Annotated in this window: 14 protein-coding genes and 1 tRNA gene; 7 read left to right on the forward strand and 8 right to left on the reverse strand. The window is 68.5% G+C overall.

The features are described from left to right. Positions 1–31: 31 nt before the first annotated feature. Both CJEDD_RS06440 and CJEDD_RS06445 read left to right on the forward strand, forming a co-directional pair. Entirely contained in the window at positions 32–391 is a 360-nt protein-coding gene (locus tag CJEDD_RS06440) for a VOC family protein (protein ID WP_042409429.1), read from the forward strand. A gap of 155 nt (positions 392–546) precedes the next feature. Continuing rightward, positions 547–1,725, forward strand: coding sequence for a zinc-dependent alcohol dehydrogenase (locus CJEDD_RS06445; protein ID WP_042409426.1), 1,179 nt, complete (start codon positions 547–549; stop codon positions 1,723–1,725). A gap of 53 nt (positions 1,726–1,778) precedes the next feature. On the opposite strand, the gene CJEDD_RS06450 is transcribed toward CJEDD_RS06445, so the two are convergent. From CJEDD_RS06450 to CJEDD_RS06460, 3 genes are all read right to left on the reverse strand, one after another. Further along, a tRNA-Pro gene (locus tag CJEDD_RS06450) sits at positions 1,779–1,852 on the reverse strand. A gap of 81 nt (positions 1,853–1,933) precedes the next feature. Further along, positions 1,934–2,308, reverse strand: a complete 375-nt coding sequence (locus CJEDD_RS06455; RefSeq protein WP_042409422.1) for a YchJ family protein — start codon at positions 2,306–2,308, stop codon at positions 1,934–1,936. Beyond that, complete coding sequence (locus CJEDD_RS06460) at positions 2,308–3,534, reverse strand: bifunctional alpha/beta hydrolase/OsmC family protein (RefSeq protein ID WP_273657440.1); 1,227 nt, start codon at positions 3,532–3,534, stop codon at positions 2,308–2,310. Before CJEDD_RS06460 ends, CJEDD_RS06455 begins: the two co-directional genes overlap by 1 nt. Positions 3,535–3,590: 56 nt before the next feature. On the opposite strand from CJEDD_RS06460, the gene secA2 reads away from it, so the two are divergent. The 5 genes from secA2 (at position 3,591) to CJEDD_RS06485 (ending at position 8,438) form a co-directional block, all read left to right on the forward strand. Then, positions 3,591–5,882, forward strand: coding sequence for an accessory Sec system translocase SecA2 (gene secA2 / locus CJEDD_RS06465; protein ID WP_042405850.1), 2,292 nt, complete (start codon positions 3,591–3,593; stop codon positions 5,880–5,882). Between the two features lie 74 nt (positions 5,883–5,956). After that, positions 5,957–6,382, forward strand: a complete 426-nt coding sequence (odhI, locus tag CJEDD_RS06470; protein ID WP_042405848.1) for an oxoglutarate dehydrogenase inhibitor Odhl — start codon at positions 5,957–5,959, stop codon at positions 6,380–6,382. Positions 6,383–6,433: 51 nt separating this feature from the next. After that, positions 6,434–7,195, forward strand: coding sequence for a transcriptional regulator FtsR (ftsR, locus tag CJEDD_RS06475; protein WP_042405846.1), 762 nt, complete (start codon positions 6,434–6,436; stop codon positions 7,193–7,195). Then, positions 7,195–7,761 carry a bifunctional nuclease domain-containing protein gene (locus tag CJEDD_RS06480; RefSeq protein ID WP_042405844.1) on the forward strand — a complete coding sequence of 189 codons (567 nt, stop codon included), beginning with the start codon at positions 7,195–7,197 and terminating at the stop codon, positions 7,759–7,761. Before ftsR ends, CJEDD_RS06480 begins: the two co-directional genes overlap by 1 nt. A 119-nt stretch (positions 7,762–7,880) precedes the next feature. Next, positions 7,881–8,438, forward strand: a complete 558-nt coding sequence (locus CJEDD_RS06485; protein ID WP_042405841.1) for a MerR family transcriptional regulator — start codon at positions 7,881–7,883, stop codon at positions 8,436–8,438. Positions 8,439–8,599: 161 nt separating this feature from the next. On the opposite strand, the gene CJEDD_RS06490 is transcribed toward CJEDD_RS06485, so the two are convergent. The 5 genes from CJEDD_RS06490 to CJEDD_RS06510 are packed head-to-tail and all read right to left on the reverse strand — an operon-like array spanning position 8,600 to position 14,690. Next, positions 8,600–10,030 carry a VWA domain-containing protein gene (locus tag CJEDD_RS06490; RefSeq protein WP_042405839.1) on the reverse strand — a complete coding sequence of 477 codons (1,431 nt, stop codon included), beginning with the start codon at positions 10,028–10,030 and terminating at the stop codon, positions 8,600–8,602. A gap of 48 nt (positions 10,031–10,078) precedes the next feature. Further along, positions 10,079–10,939, reverse strand: coding sequence for a hypothetical protein (locus CJEDD_RS06495; RefSeq protein ID WP_042405837.1), 861 nt, complete (start codon positions 10,937–10,939; stop codon positions 10,079–10,081). Then, a complete protein-coding gene (locus tag CJEDD_RS06500) occupies positions 10,939–11,991 on the reverse strand; it encodes a hemolysin family protein (protein ID WP_042405835.1) in 1,053 nt (350 codons plus the stop codon). The genes CJEDD_RS06495 and CJEDD_RS06500 overlap by 1 nt, the downstream gene beginning before the upstream one ends. Continuing rightward, positions 11,992–13,362: a hemolysin family protein gene (locus tag CJEDD_RS06505; RefSeq protein WP_042405833.1), complete on the reverse strand. Its 1,371-nt coding sequence runs from the start codon at positions 13,360–13,362 to the stop codon at positions 11,992–11,994. A gap of 17 nt (positions 13,363–13,379) precedes the next feature. Continuing rightward, positions 13,380–14,690, reverse strand: coding sequence for a DEAD/DEAH box helicase (locus CJEDD_RS06510; RefSeq protein WP_042405831.1), 1,311 nt, complete (start codon positions 14,688–14,690; stop codon positions 13,380–13,382). Positions 14,691–14,693: the final 3 nt, after the last annotated feature.

Genomic DNA, 14,693 nt, shown 5'->3' on the forward strand with positions numbered 1-14,693 from the left:
TCCCAAAGTATCGAGAAGGAAGGGTGCCCAAGTGAACCGCGAGATCGTCTTCATCGTTTACGCGACCGACATCGAGAGATCGGTCGAATTTTACTCAGCCCTCCTGGAGTTGGAAACCGATTTTGTTTCACCCCGCTACGTGACGTTCGCTTTGGCGGACGGTGTCGCTCTCGCACTGTGGACCGGAAACTCCGCGGCCCTTGCTGGCGCCCCGGCGCGGACGACTGAAGTGTGCCTCAACGTCAACGCGGAAGAGGTCATGGGACTGTTCAAGACTTGGACGGACAAGGGGGTTGACGTCATTCGAGAGCCCCACCAGGACGTGTTCGGAACGACGTTCGTCGTCGCGGATCCAGACGGCAACCAGATCCGAGTAGCACCTATCGACTAGTTGCTACTCGTAAACTCCCGTTCACTCAAGAGACGACACGCATGTAACGTTTTCTTTCTTCGGTGACGCTTGGGACAAATAGATGGCGTTTTATGTAACGTGAATTACATGGTGCCTCATTGCATGGTGCACCTTATACGAGTGAAAGGCCCCCAATGAAAGCCCTAACCTGGCAAGCCAAGCGGACCGTGTCTGTCGAGGAAGTTCCAGACCCGAAGATCATCGAACCCACCGACGCCATCATCCGCGTTACCTCTACCGCCATCTGCGGCTCAGACCTCCACCTCTACGAGGTTCTCGTCCCCTTCATGGACAAGGGCGACGTGATTGGCCACGAGCCGATGGGCATCGTCGAAGAAGTTGGCAGCGCTGTCACCAACCTGAAACCTGGCGATCGTGTGGTCGTTCCCTTCAACGTTTCCTGCGGGCACTGCTACATGTGCGAGCACGGCCTTCAGTCCCAGTGTGAGACCACGCAGGTTCGCGAGTACGGCAACGGAGCTACCTTGCTCGGCTATTCGCGCCTGTACGGTTCGCTTCCGGGCGGCCAGGCCGAGTACTTGCGCGTCCCTCACGCCGACTACGGTCCCATCAAAATCCCCAGCGTCGGCGAGGATGAGCGCTTTCTCTTCCTTTCCGACGTGCTGCCGACCGCCTGGCAGGGCGTCAAGTACGCCGACGTACCTGAAGGTGGCACCCTCGCGGTGCTCGGCCTTGGCCCGATCGGGCAGATGGCCACGCGTATCGGCGCACACTTCGGCTACCGCGTGATTGGCGTCGACCCCGTCGCGGAGCGACGCGCTATGGCAGCCCGTCACGGCATCGAGGTCATCGAGGGCAGCGACGAGGAGGTCGTCGAGAAGCTGCGCGAGCTTACCGACGGCCGCGGGCCCGACTCCGTCCTCGACGCCGTCGGCATGGAGGCTCACGAGTCTCCCGTCGCAGGCATCGCCCAGGCCGCGACTGGCCTGCTGCCTTCTCCGCTCGGCCGCGCCGCTATGGAGAATGCGGGTGTGGACCGCATGAGCGCGCTCTACACCGCCATTGAAGCCGTGCGACGCGGCGGCACCATCTCGCTGAGCGGCGTGTACGGCGGGATGAAGGACCCGATGCCGATGATGACGCTGTTTGACAAGCAGATTCAGATGCGGATGGGCCAGTGCAACGTGCGCAACTGGACCGATGACCTTCTCCCGCTGGTGGACGACCCGTCCGATCCACTCGGCGTGCTCGATTTGACCACCCACACAGCGCCGCTCGACGAGGCTCCCACGATGTATGAGAAGTTCCAAAAGAAGCAGGACGGCTGCATCAAGGTCGTCCTCAAGCCGTAAGACGGCATCAACGCGTAAACCCCCAGCTCAGGCCGGGGGTTTTGCGCATGTTGTCGGACTGACAGGATTTGAACCTGCGACCCCCACACCCCCAGTATGGTGCGCTACCAAACTGCGCCACAGCCCGATCCGCTACTGCTTTACCAATGGTAGAAGCGGTAACTCGGAAGATATTACAGCACTGTGATGCGTGCCCAAAACCGGCAGGTCAGCCGAGTACGCCGGAAACGTAGACCCAGCGGCCGGCGCGGCGCTCGAAGCGGGAGCGCTCCCGCATCACGCCTCCGGGGTAGTGGGCGGCGAACTCGACCACGCCCTCCGCGTCGAACGGGCCGCCGCGCTGCGCGCTCAGCACGGTGAGCCCGGTATACGGCTCGCCGGCCGGGTCGACGCGCAGGTCGGCTGGGCGGGTCTCCGGTGCCCAGGTGTCGGAGACAAAGTCGCCGTTACCGCGCACGAACGCGGTGTAGCGCGCCCGCATGAGCGCCTCCGCGGTCGGGGCATTCGCGGCGCCGGAGAGGTAGCGCCCGCAGCACTCGTCGTACGGCAGGCCAAGCCCGCAGGGGCAGAGCTTGGTCGGCATTACTTGCCCAGGCGCTCGGCGCGGTGCAGGCGGTTCTGGCGGCGGCGGCGCTCGAGCGAGGCGGTCTCGGCGGTGGTGGTGATGTTGTCCTTGGCCACGTAGCCGTCGACGGTGGAGGAGGCGCCGGCGGTGCGCAGGGTCTCCACCTGCTCGTCGGTGAGGTCGCCGTACAGCGTGATCAGGCGGGTGAAAGTGCCGTCGCCGTTGTGGTTGACCTCCACGCGGACGTCGTCAAGCTTCATGCCCTTCGCCGCCTCGCGCACGGCCTGCGAGCAGCTCACCGCGAGCGCGGACATGTAAAGGCCGGTTGACGTCACGCCCTGGCCCTTGCCACCGGTGTTCTTGGAACGGTCGGTGGTAATCGCCACGTCGGAGGTGCGCACGACGTCGCCGTACTTCGTGCCGCGCGCGGAGTAGGACACGGCGTTGGTGTCCGTCGTCTTCGCGGGCTCGAACAGCGGCTCGATGTACTGCACCGCCCACGAGCCGATGATGTCGGCGGCGCGCTGCGCGGTGCCCTGGCGGGTGAGCAGGTGATCCGCCTTGTCCAGGGCCATGAGCGACTTCGGGTAGCGCGCGAGCGAGAAGATGTTCTGGGCGTTGTCGATGCCGACGGTGACGTCGATAGGCGAGTGCACGAGCAGCAGTGGCTTGCGCAGCTTGGGCAGGTACTCCTCCGGGTTAGTGTCCGCGAGGTCCTCCAAGAACTCGCGGGAGATGATGAGCTCGCGCCCGCCGAGGACGACCGGCACGGAGCCGTTCGCGTCCGCCTCGCCGATGGCGTTGGCGTAGTGCAGCACGGAGTGTGCAGGGTCGAAGGGGGCGCCGACGGTGGCCACGGCCTTGATCATCTTCTTCAGCTCCGGCCGCGTCGCCGCCTTGAGCGCCGCGGCACCGCCGAGGGAGTGGCCCATGAGCAGCTGCGGGGCCTTGTAGTTCTCCTCGAGCCACTGCGCGGCGGCGACGATGTCGTCGACGTTCTCGGAGAACGAGGTGTCCTTGAACTCGCCCTCGGACTGGCCCAGGCCGGGGAAATCGAAGCGGAGGGTGGCAATGCCGTGCTCGGTGAGCCGCTTGGCAATGCGCGAGGCGCCCGGGGTGTGCCGCGAGCCGGCGAAGCAGTGCGCGAAGATGGCGTAGGCCTGCGCCGGGCCGTCGGGCCGGTCGATGGTCCCCGCCATCTTGAGGCCCTTCGAGGAGGGCACTTCAACATTCATCGAAAGCATGGTGCCCAAGCCTAGGCGAAGACGGTGAGACCGACCGGTTGACCTACCATTGCCCCATGGGCAAATTCGACTGGTTCTGGAAGGCCATGGGCTCCACCGCAGAGCGCAACAACAAGAAGTCGAAGGCCGTCGTCGCCGACGCGCACGGCCTCATCGAGGAGCTTTCGCTTCTCGACGACGCTTCGCTGGCCGACGCAGTCCGCTCCACCGTCCGCGACGGCGCGATCGCCGACAAAGCCCGCTTCCTCGCCGGGCTGTCGGTCGCCTCGCAGCGCACCCTCGGCATGACCCCGTTCGAGGTGCAAAACCAGGCGGTGCTGCGCCTGCTCGAGGGCGACGTCATCCAGATGGCCACCGGCGAGGGCAAGACGCTCGTCGGCGCCATGGCGGCGACCGGGTTCGCGCTGCAAGGCAAGCGTGTGCACCTCATCACTGTGAACAACTACCTCGCCGCCCGCGACGCGGCGTGGATGCGCCCGCTCGTCGAATTCTTCGGGTTGACGGTCTCGGCGGTCACGGAGGCGTCGACACGCGACGAGCGCGTGGCCGCCTACCGCTGCGACGTCGTCTACGCGCCGGTCACCGAGATCGGCTTCGACCACCTGCGCGACAACCAGATCACCTCCCGCAACCAGACGGTGCAGGCCGCCGCCGACGTCGCCCTCGTGGACGAGGCGGACAGCGTGCTCGTGGACGAGGCGCTCGTGCCGCTCGTACTCGCCGGCTCCGAGGGCACCCAGCAGGCGACCGGGCAGATCACCGAGGCGGTCTCGCACCTCGTGGAGGACGAGGACTACACGATCGACGCGGAGGGCCGCAACGTCTTTCTCACCGACGACGGCGCGCGCAAGGTCGAGCGCCTCCTCGGCATCGACTCGCTCTATTCGGACGAGCACATCGGCACGACGCTCGTGCGCGTCAACCTCGCGCTGCACGCGAAGGCGCTGCTCATCCGGGACGTGCACTACATCGTCGACGACGGCAAGGTGGCGCTCGTGGACGCCTCGCGCGGGCGCGTCGCCGAGCTGCAGCGCTGGCCCGACGGCCTGCAGGCCGCGGTGGAGTCGAAAGAGGGCCTCGCCGTCTCCGAGGGCGGGCGCATCCTCGACTCCATCACGCTCCAGGCGCTCATGCGCCGCTACCCGCTCGTGTGCGGCATGACCGGCACCGCTGTCGAGGCGACCGACCAGCTGCGCTCGTTCTACGACCTCCACGTCGCGGTCATCGACCGCGCCAACGAGCTCAAGCGTTTCGACGAGGCGGACCGCATCTACGCCACCATGGAGGAGAAGAACGCCGCGATCGTCGACGAGATCGCGCACATCCACGCCACCGGCCAGCCGGTGCTCGTGGGCACCCACGACGTCGCGGAATCGGAGGCGCTCGCGGAGGCGCTGGGCGAGCGCGGCATCGAGGCGAACGTGCTCAACGCGAAGAACGACGCGGAAGAGGCCCGGATCATCGCCGAGGCCGGTGACGTGGGCCGGGTGACCGTGTCCACCCAGATGGCGGGCCGCGGTACCGACATCCGCCTCGGCGGGGCGGACGAGCGCGACCACGACAAGGTCGCGGCCCTCGGCGGCCTGGCGGTGCTCGGCACCGCCCGCTACCGCACGGCCCGCCTGGACAACCAGCTGCGCGGCCGCGCCGGACGCCAGGGCGACCCGGGCCTGAGCCTGTTTTTCGTCTCCCTCGAGGACGACATCGTGGCCACCGGCGGCGCGGACGAGCAGTTCTCCGCGCAGCCCGAGGCGGACGGGCGCATCACCGGCAACCGCGCGCAGCAGTTCGTCGAGCACTGCCAGCGCGTCACCGAGGGGCAGCTGCTGGAGATCCACTCCCAGACCTGGAAGTACAACAAGCTGCTCGCGGACCACCGCGACATCCTCGACGAGCGGCGCGCGGCGCTGCTGGACACTGACACCGCTTGGCGCGAGCTCTCGCAGCGGGCCCCCGAGCGCGCCGCCGAGCTGGCGGGGCTGCCGCAGGAGGTCCTCGAGCAGGCGGCGCGCGAGATCATGCTCTTCCACCTCGACGCCGAGTGGTCCGAGCACCTCGCGCTCATGGACGACGTCCGCGAGTCCATCCACCTGCGCGCCATCGCGCGCGAGACGCCGATCACCGAGTACCACCGCATCGCGGTGCGCGAGTTCAAGGACCTCGCCAACAGGGCAGTGGACGAGTCGGTGGACACGTTCCGGACAGTGCCTATCGACGCCTCCGGCGCCCACCTCGCCGACGCCGGCTGGAAGCGCCCGAGCGCCACGTGGACGTACATGGTTTCCGACAACCCGCTCGCGGGTTCCGGCAACTCGATAATCACCGGCATTGGAAACATCTTCCGCTAGTCGCCCGTCCAAGCCCGCGGGGCGCTAGTATGGCAGAAGATCTCAACCACGACTCGACAGTCAAGGAGCGAACGATGAGCGACAACACGCCGCAGAACCAGGTAGAAACCACCTCGGTCTTCCGCGCTGACCTGCTCAAAGAGATGGAATCCGGTGCGGCAGCCTCGGTAGACTCCGGGGCGGGCGCCGACAAGCTCGCCGAGGGCGAGGCGCTGCTCGTCGTCAAGCGTGGCCCGAACGCTGGCGCCCGCTTCCTGCTCGACCAGGACTCCACCACCGCGGGCCGCCACCCGGAGGCGGACATCTTCCTCGACGACGTGACCGTCTCGCGCCGCCACGCTGAATTCCGCCGAAACGAGTCCGGCTACGAGGTCGTGGACGTGGGTTCCCTCAACGGCACCTACGTCAACCGCGAGCCGCGCAACTCCCAGGAACTGACCAACGGCGACGAGATCCAGATCGGCAAATTCCGCCTCGTCTTCATCGCCGCGGACAAGTAAACCCGTTTCCGCACCGCTAGCCCCGGCCCCGAGAAAGAAGAGAACGACCCAGTGAGCGCAATCCGCCAAACCGCCGCCGCCCTGCAGACCGCACCTGCCGGAGCCAAGGCCGCCAAGCCGGCCAAGACCATGTCGATCGGCGTCGTGCTCGAGCGGCTGCGTGCGGAGTTCCCGGACGTCACGGTGTCGAAGATCCGCTTCCTCGAGTCCGAGGGGCTGATCACCCCGCAGCGCACCGCCTCGGGGTACCGGCGGTTCACCGAAGAGGACGTCGAGCGCCTGCGCTACATCCTGGTCACCCAGCGCGACAACTACCTGCCGCTCAAGGTCATCCGCGAGCAGCTCGAGGCGATGGATTCCGGCCACGTCACCGCGCTGCTCTCGGCCGCATCTTCGGATGCGGAGCCGATGATCTCCCCGGAGAACTTCCGAGCCCCCGTGGCGACGCACCTCACGGCAACCGACGTCGCCGAGCAGGCGCAGGCGCCGCAGGAGGCGATCGACGAGTACATCTCGCTCGGCCTCATCGCCCCAGACGCCGCTGGCCTGTTCACGGCCGACGATGTACGCACCGCCACCACCGCGCTCTCGCTCGCGGAGTTCGGGTTCGACGCGCGCCACCTGAAGACGCTGCGCACCGCCGCGGCGCGCCAGGCGGACATGATCAACCAGGTGGCGGAGCCCGTCGCAAAGTCCGGCAAGGTCACCGCGAAGCAAAAGGCCGAGGAGATCGGGCAGCAGATGTCCGCGCTCGTCGTGTCGCTGCATGCGTCGCTGGTGAAGAACGAGCTGCGCCGCCAGCTGGGCAACTAATGGAATCCGTCCAGCTCATCGGGGTGTTCCCGGTCGGCCCGGAAAACTTCCTCTGCGCGCTACTCCAGCGCCCCTCGAACGGGCGCTGCATCCCGGTCTGGCTGCCGCCGCAGGAGGGCGCCGAGCTCGCCGGTCGCGTGGGCGGCTGGGCGCCGAACCGCCCGCGCCCGACCGACGCGCTCGCCGACCTCATCCGCCAGTCCACGCCCGGGGTCGAATCCATCGAGCTGTCCAGCTACGTCGACGGCATCATGATGGCGACGACGACGCTCGCGGACGGCACCGAAATCGACATGCGCGCCTCGGACGCGTTGCTGCTCGCGTCGGAGCTGGACGTCGACATCGCCGTCGACGAGACCGTCGCCGCGCAGGCGTCGGTCTTCCTCTCGCCCGAGGATGCCCGCCGCTACCTGCAGGCGGAAATCGCGCCGGTGGAGGCGGAAGGGGAGCGCGAGTCGGCGAGTGGCGACGCGCAGGCGGACGCCGACTTCGAGGAACTCATGCGCAGCTTCGGCGTCGAGGAATCCGATTTGGGGGATGGCGGCGACGCCGAACCGGAGCAGTAAAAACCCTCAAGTTTTAGTTGAGACTTTCGGCGTGTTACGCGTGTGACTCTTGACCAGCTGCGTATCCTTAGCTTTTAATAGTCATCAGGCGTTCAGCTAACTTTCATGGGAGTAATTACGTGAGCATCACCGAGGACCCTCAGCTCGAGGCAGTGCAGGAATCCCTCTTCGACGTCGGCCCGTCCGACGAGGTCGGCTACCGCGTGCCCATCGCATGCCAGGTCGCCAGCATCACGTACCGTCAGCTCGACTACTGGGCGCGCACCGGTCTGGTCCGCCCGTCGATCCGCGGCGCGAAGGGCTCCGGCTCCCAGCGTCTGTACTCGTTCAAAGACATCCTCGTGCTCAAGATTGTCAAAGGCCTGCTGGACACCGGCATCTCCCTGCAGAACATCCGCCTCGCCGTGGACAAGCTCCGCGACCGCGGCGTCTCCGACATCGCCGAGATCACCCTCGTTTCCGACGGCGTCACCGTCTACGAGTGCCGCTCCAACGAGGAGATCATCGACCTCCTCGGCGGCGGCCAGGGCGTGTTCGGCATCGCCGTCCCTCAGATCATGAAAGAGCTCACCGGCACCATCTCCGCGTTCCCGTCGGAGCGCGTCGCGGAGGAGGAGCCGACCAACGTCATCGGCTTCGACGAGCTCGCGGATCGCCGCCGTCGCAAGACCTCCTAGCGCGCGTTACTCCCACAACGCCGGCCCCGACCGAACGGGGCCGGCGTTCGCTTTCGCTGCCCTCGGTAGTTGGAGGGAGGGGTGCGAGGGAATGAGGGCGATATTGTCCTCATTCCCGCTGGGCACTATCCCCAGCTCCGCGTGGCGCGGGTGCGGCCCGGCTACAGGCCCGCGGCCTCCCGCACGGCGGCCGGGATCGCATCTGCCTGCTTCGCGTCAACGGCTTTCTGCGCGAGGCCGCTTACCGCGGCGTCCGGCTCGCCCTCGCCGACGCGCACCACGGTGAGGTGGACGGTGTCGCCCGCGGCCTTGCGCACCGCGTCGGCGAACGCCTTGTCGTCGCCGGCGTCGGCGGTGCCCGTGGTTACGAGCACGATGCGCGTTGTCGTTGCCGCGCCGCCGTAGGCGCCGGCCGCCGCCTCCACCGCCTCGCGGGTCTGGGGCACGCCGCCGGTGAGGAAGCGGCGCACGGCAACAGCGACGGATTCGGCGTCGGGGGAGACGGTGAGGTTCTGGCGGTAGCCGACGACGACGCCCGGGTTGAGCGGCGAGGAGTAGTTCCACAGGCCGACCTCCTTGCCGTCGGCGCCGAGGGCGAGCGCGGCGTCCGCGATCGCGTCCTTCGCGGACTCGATGTAGGGCGCCATCGCGTCGGAGGTGTCGAGCAGGAACAGCGTGTTCTCCGGCTGCACCTGCGCCACCGGTGCCGTGGTGTGCGCCGACGACTGCGCCTGTGCGTTCCTCTTGCCGGCGTCGCCGGTGAGGCCTTCGCCGCCGCCGGGCAGCGCCGCCGCCCACACGAGGTCGGAGATCACCGGCTGGTCGTTCGCCGAGCCGTCGAACTGCTCGGCAGAGTGGCGCGCGAAGTCCTGCCCGGCGCGCGACTGGTCCTCGTTCACCTTCTCAGTCTGGTTCAGCGGAATAGCCGCGTAGACAACGTCAGAGCCGACCGGGGTGAACTGCAGACCGCTCGGCACGTTGTCCTCGACCGTCGCTACCGCATCGCCGCCGCCCGCGTTGAAGTCCGCCAGCGTGGAAATGCGCTGGTCCGTGAGTGCCTTCACCGCGGCGTTGTCGTCGCCCGCCACCTTGCGAGCAACCAGCGCCGAGGCCGCCGACTCCTCCTCGACGGGGAAGCGCACTGAGGCGATCTTCAGGTCCTCGAGCTTCACCCCGTCCTTACTGGCCACGCCCGCCGGCTCGCTGAAGACAGCCTGCGGGTCCGCGACCGCCGCGGTGCGCCCGGCGTTGTCGAGCTCAGTGTGGCTCACGGTGGTGTTCGGCGCGACGTAGACCGCGGCGGCGCTCACGCTGTCCACGAGCTGCGGCTTGACGCAGTAGTCGCGGACGACGGGGTGGGTGTCCCGGTAGGCGTCGATAAGCTGCTGCCCGACCTGCGTGTCGGATGTGGCGATGGGGAGGGTCAGCTCGCCCGCGACGCACTCCGGCTCGGCGGCGGCGTTAGAGTCGCTGCCGCCGTCGCGCTGGGCGAGGTACCAGATGAGCGCCACGGCCAGCGCGAGCGCCACGAGCAACGCGATGACCCACCCGGCCAGCCTGAAGTTGTTCTTGCCGCTTGCATGCCGTGCCATCGTGGTCGCCGCCCCTTGCTCGTGAACGTGTGAAAACCTGCTCCGAGTCTAGCGTCCGAGGGCCGCCTCAACCTGCGCGACAAGCCGGGCGCGCAGCGGTTCCGCGCGCGCCGCAAGCCCGCGTTGGCGTGCGACGTACTCCGCCTTACCCTCGGGCGTTTCCACCGCGACGACACCGAGGCCGAGCCCGCGGCAGTCGTACGGCGAGGCCTCCATGTCCAGCCTGCGGGCGTCGGCGGCGAGCTCGAAGCAGTCCATGAGCAGCTCGCCCGGCACAAGCGGGCCGAGCTTGAACGCCCACTTGTACAGGTCCATGCTCACGTGGACGCACCCGGGCTGGTCGTTGTCCGCCTGCGCCTCGCGGCTGAGCACCGTGAGGTTGAGCGGCACCGCGGCCGGGGTGAAGAAGCGGTACGCGTCGAAATGGGAGCATTTCAGCTGGTGGGAGCGCACGACCTCGTCGGTGCCGTCCGCACCGAGGCGCAGCGGCAGCCCGTGGCGGGGGTGGTCGGTGCGGTACACCATCGCCCACTCGTGCATGCCGAAGCAGTCGAAGTGGGCATCGTGCGTAGCGACGGCCCGCAGGAGCTCCGCCACCGCCTCCACCTCGCTCCCACGGTGGGCGAGGAACCGCTCGAGGTCGAGCGCGACCGTCCCGTCGGGGGCGACGGCGTAGTCCCGCCACCCCGCCTGCGGGAGGTCGGCGGCGTCCTCGAGCGCGACGCCCACGCCGGGGTGCCAACGCTTGAGGTGCCCCGGGCGCAGTGGGTAATAGTCGAAGAGGAAGTCCCACACTGGGTGGTACCCGCCGCGGGCGCGCCGCGCGACACGGGGGTCCGCCCACACCGCGGCGCGCGCCTCATGCGCGGCGATGCGGGGCATGTACTCCTCGCGGGCGAGGACCTCCATCACTCGGCCTCGTGGGTCCAGTCGGACACCGTGCCCACGTACTCCTCGATGAGATCCTCGAGCGCGACGACGCCGACGAGGTTGCCGGCGTCGTGCACCTCCGCCATGTGGGCGCTTCGCCGGTGGAGCAGGGCGAGCGCGTCGTCCATGGACTGCGTGGCCTCGATGGTGGTGAGCGGGCGGATGCGCTTGAGCGGCACGCGCGGGTCCTGCTCGGGGGATTCCATGAGGTCGAGGATGTCCTTGACGTGGATGTAGCCCGCGAGCGAGGTCGCGTCGATGCGGACAGGGAAGCGGGAGTAGCCGGTCTCCTGCACGGCCTGCTCGATCGCGGAGAGGCGCACGCCGCGCGGGTCGTAGGGGAGCATCTTCACCCGCTCCAGCGGGATCATCGCCTCCTTGAGCTGGCGCGAATCCTGGCGCAGCGCCTTGGCCAGGCGGACCGTCTCCTCGGCGTCGAGCAGCCCCTCCTCGCGCGACTCCTGAATCATGGACGCGAGCTGCTGCTGGTCGACGGTGGATTCCAGCTCGTCCTTCTGCTCGATGCCGAACAGCCCGAGCGTCTTGCGGGCCACCCAGTTGAGGAACTCGAGCACCGGCCGGGTGATTTTCACCCACGCCGTCATCGCCGGGGTGAGCCACATGGCGGTCTGCTCCGGGCCGGCGATGGCGATGTTCTTGGGCACCATCTCGCCGAACAGGATGTGCAGGAACGAGATGATCGCCAGCGCGAGGATGAACGCGACGGGGTGCAGCAGGTTCGCGGGCATCCCGAGCGCGAGGAATGGCCCCTCGATGTAGGAGGCCACGGCCGGCTCGGCGACCTTGCCGAGCACGAGCGACGCCACCGTGATACCGAACTGGGCGCCGGCGAGGTAGATGGAGAGGTGCTCGGTGGCGTAGAGCACGTCCTGGGCCTTCGTCTTGCCCTGGGCGAGGAGGGACTCGAGGCGGTCCCGGCGGGAGGAAACGAGGGAGAACTCGGCGCCGACGAAGAACGCGTTGACGGCCAGCAGCGCCGCGATGAGGAGGATCGCAAGCCAGATGCTCATTTACGCGACCTCCTCCGGCGGGACGGGGCGCAGCATGACGCGGTCGATGCGCCGCCCGTCCATCTCCGTGACCTGGGCGAGCCAGTCGCCGGCACCGGCGGACTGGAACTCCTCCTGGAAGCTTGCGACGGACTCGTGGAGCACCACCTCGTCGCCGACCTCGGGGATGCGCCCGAGCGTCGCCATGACCAGGCCGCCGAGGGTCTCGTATGGGCCGTCAGGGGCGGTGTAGCCGATGCGCTCCGCGAGCTCGTCGAGACGCACGAGCCCCGCGACCTGCCACGACGTGCCGAGGCGGGCGAAGTCCCGCTCGCCCTCGCGGTCGTCGTACTCGTCGTAGACCTCGCCCAGGATCTCCTCGACCAGGTCCTCGATGGTGACCAGGCCTTGCGTGCCGCCGTACTCGTCGGCGACGAGCACGACCTGGGATCCCGCGGAGCGCACCCGGTTGAGCACCGAGTCGCCGTCGAGGGTGCCCGGCACGAACGGCACGCGGCGGGCCAGCGTGGCCAGGCGGGTGGTGGCGCGCTCCTCGCGTGGCACCGAGAACGCGTCCTTGATGTGCACGACGCCGAGCGTGTCGTCGAGGTCGCCGCGGCGAACGGGGAAGCGGGAGTGGCCCGTCTCCCGGGCGAGGCTGATGAGGTCGGCCACGGTGTCGTCGGCATCGAGCGAGTCGATGGTGGAGCGCGGCGTCATCACCTCCTCCGCCGTGGTCTCGCCGAAGCGCAGGGAGCGGTCGATCACGGCTGCCGTCGCCGCGTCGAGGCCACCCGCCTCCGCGGAGCTGCGCACCATCGCGCCGAGCTCCTGGGAGGACCGCGCGGACGCGAGCTCGTCGGCAGGCTCCATGCCCATCTTGCGCACCACCCAGTTCGCCGACGCGTTGAGCAGGTCGATGAAGGGCTTGGCCCCGACGTTGAACCAGTGCACCGGGGGCACGACCACTCGCGCCGTGGCGAGCGGGTCGGTGATGGCGATGTTCTTCGGCACCAGCTCGCCGAACACCATGGACAGCAGCGTCGCCACGATGAGCGCGAGAATGACCGCCACCGTCTGCGAGGCGTTCGCGCCGAGCCCGATGAGCTCGAGCAGCGGGGTGAAGAACTTGCCCAAGACGGGCTCCGCGAGGAAGCCCGCGGCGAGCGTGGTCACGGTGATACCCAGCTGGGCGCCGGAAAGCGTGAACGAGAGGTTGCCGTGGTCGCGGGCGACGGCGTGCGCGGTGGCGTCCCCGCGCTCCTTGAGGTCCGCCTCAATGGTGGAGCGCTCGAGGCCCGTCATCGCGAACTCGACGGCCACGAACAGGCCGGTCGAGGCGGTGAGCAGCACGAAGGCCGCGAGGGAAAGAATGGATACGACTATGTCCATCGGGGTGCATCTGCGCCTTAGCCGGCGTTACTCCTTCGGTTCCTGTTCCCGCCGCGGTTGCGGGAGGGCCTGCGCCTGCCGCGGCCCGACCCGCCGGCGGCGTTGGGCCGCTGCGGCTGGCGCTGCCCCTTGCCCTGCGGTTGGCCCGGCGGGGGCAGGGGCGATCCCTGCGGGACGCGTGCACCGGTAATGGTAACCAACTGCGGCGACATCGGTTCGACCTCGACGGCGGGCGCGTCCACGCCCGCCTTGCGCAGGAGCTGGTCGACCTCCTTGCGCTGCTCGTCCATCACCAGCGTGACGACGGTACCGGAGGTGCCCGCGCGCGCAGTACGGCCAGCGCGGTGCAGGTAGGCCTTGTGCTCCGCCGGGGGATCGACGTGGACCACCAGGGAGACGTCGTCGACGTCGATGCCGCGCGCCGCGATGTCCGTGGCCACGAGCACCGGCGTCGAGCCGTCCGAGAACCCCTCGAGCGCGCGGGTGCGCGCGCCCTGGCCCTTGTCGCCGTGGAGGCCCTGCGCGTTGATGCCGGCCCGGCGCAGCTTCTTCACCTGGCGGTCCACACCGTGCTTCGTGCGCATGAACATGATGGTCTTGCCCTCGCGGGCCGCGATCTGGAGCACGATCTCGCCGCGCTCCTCGCGTCCGCCCACGAGCAGGCGGTAGTGCTCCATCGTGTCCACCGCGGCCTCCGCAGGCGCGGTGGAGTGCGTCACCGGGTCGTGCATGTAGCGGTCGACGAGCTTCTGAACGTCCCCGTCCAGGGTGGCGGAGAACAACAGGCGCTGCCCGTCCTTGGGAGTGCGGTCGAGCAGCTTGCGCACCTGGGGCAGAAAGCCCATGTCCGCCATCTGGTCCGCCTCGTCCAGGGCGGTGATCTCCACCGCGTCGAAGAAGAGCTTCTTCTGGTTGATGAGGTCCTCGGCGCGCCCCGGGGTGGCCACCAGAAGATCGACCGGCGAGGCGAGCGCGCGGATGTGCTGGTTGATGTTCACGCCGCCGACGACGTCAAAGACGCGCAGGCCGAGGGCGGCCGCCGGTGCGTCGAGACGCTCGCGGATCTGCGCGGCGAGCTCGCGGGTGGGGGCGAGGACGAGACCGCGCGGGTGGCCCGGCTTCGACGGCGCGCCCGCGAGGCGCGCAAGCATGGGCAGGCCGAACGTGAACGTCTTGCCCGAGCCTGTCGGCCCGCGCCCGAGCACGTCGCGTCCGGCGAGCGCGTCCGGGATCGCTGCCTCCTGGATGGGGAAGGGCTCGGTGATGCCCTCCTTGCGCAGGACGTTGACGATGTCGCGGGGGAGGCCGAGGTCGGCGAACGTAGTCATTCG

The sequence above is a fragment of the Corynebacterium jeddahense genome, assembly GCF_028609865.1.
Lineage (GTDB): Bacteria > Actinomycetota > Actinomycetes > Mycobacteriales > Mycobacteriaceae > Corynebacterium > Corynebacterium jeddahense.

Bases quoted from the DNA above. Each gene is read 5' to 3' on its own strand.
- CJEDD_RS06445 (WP_042409426.1), top strand. From the start codon at position 547: ATGAAAGCCCTAACCTGGCAAGCCAAGCGGACCGTGTCTGTCGAGGAA.
- CJEDD_RS06455 (WP_042409422.1), bottom strand. From the start codon at position 2,308: ATGCCGACCAAGCTCTGCCCCTGCGGGCTTGGCCTGCCGTACGACGAG.
- CJEDD_RS06460 (WP_273657440.1), bottom strand. From the start codon at position 3,534: ATGCTTTCGATGAATGTTGAAGTGCCCTCCTCGAAGGGCCTCAAGATG.
- secA2 (WP_042405850.1), top strand. From the start codon at position 3,591: ATGGGCAAATTCGACTGGTTCTGGAAGGCCATGGGCTCCACCGCAGAG.
- odhI (WP_042405848.1), top strand. From the start codon at position 5,957: ATGAGCGACAACACGCCGCAGAACCAGGTAGAAACCACCTCGGTCTTC.
- CJEDD_RS06480 (WP_042405844.1), top strand. From the start codon at position 7,195: ATGGAATCCGTCCAGCTCATCGGGGTGTTCCCGGTCGGCCCGGAAAAC.
- CJEDD_RS06490 (WP_042405839.1), bottom strand. From the start codon at position 10,030: ATGGCACGGCATGCAAGCGGCAAGAACAACTTCAGGCTGGCCGGGTGG.
- CJEDD_RS06495 (WP_042405837.1), bottom strand. From the start codon at position 10,939: ATGGAGGTCCTCGCCCGCGAGGAGTACATGCCCCGCATCGCCGCGCAT.
- CJEDD_RS06500 (WP_042405835.1), bottom strand. From the start codon at position 11,991: ATGAGCATCTGGCTTGCGATCCTCCTCATCGCGGCGCTGCTGGCCGTC.
- CJEDD_RS06505 (WP_042405833.1), bottom strand. From the start codon at position 13,362: ATGGACATAGTCGTATCCATTCTTTCCCTCGCGGCCTTCGTGCTGCTC.
- CJEDD_RS06510 (WP_042405831.1), bottom strand. From the start codon at position 14,690: ATGACTACGTTCGCCGACCTCGGCCTCCCCCGCGACATCGTCAACGTC.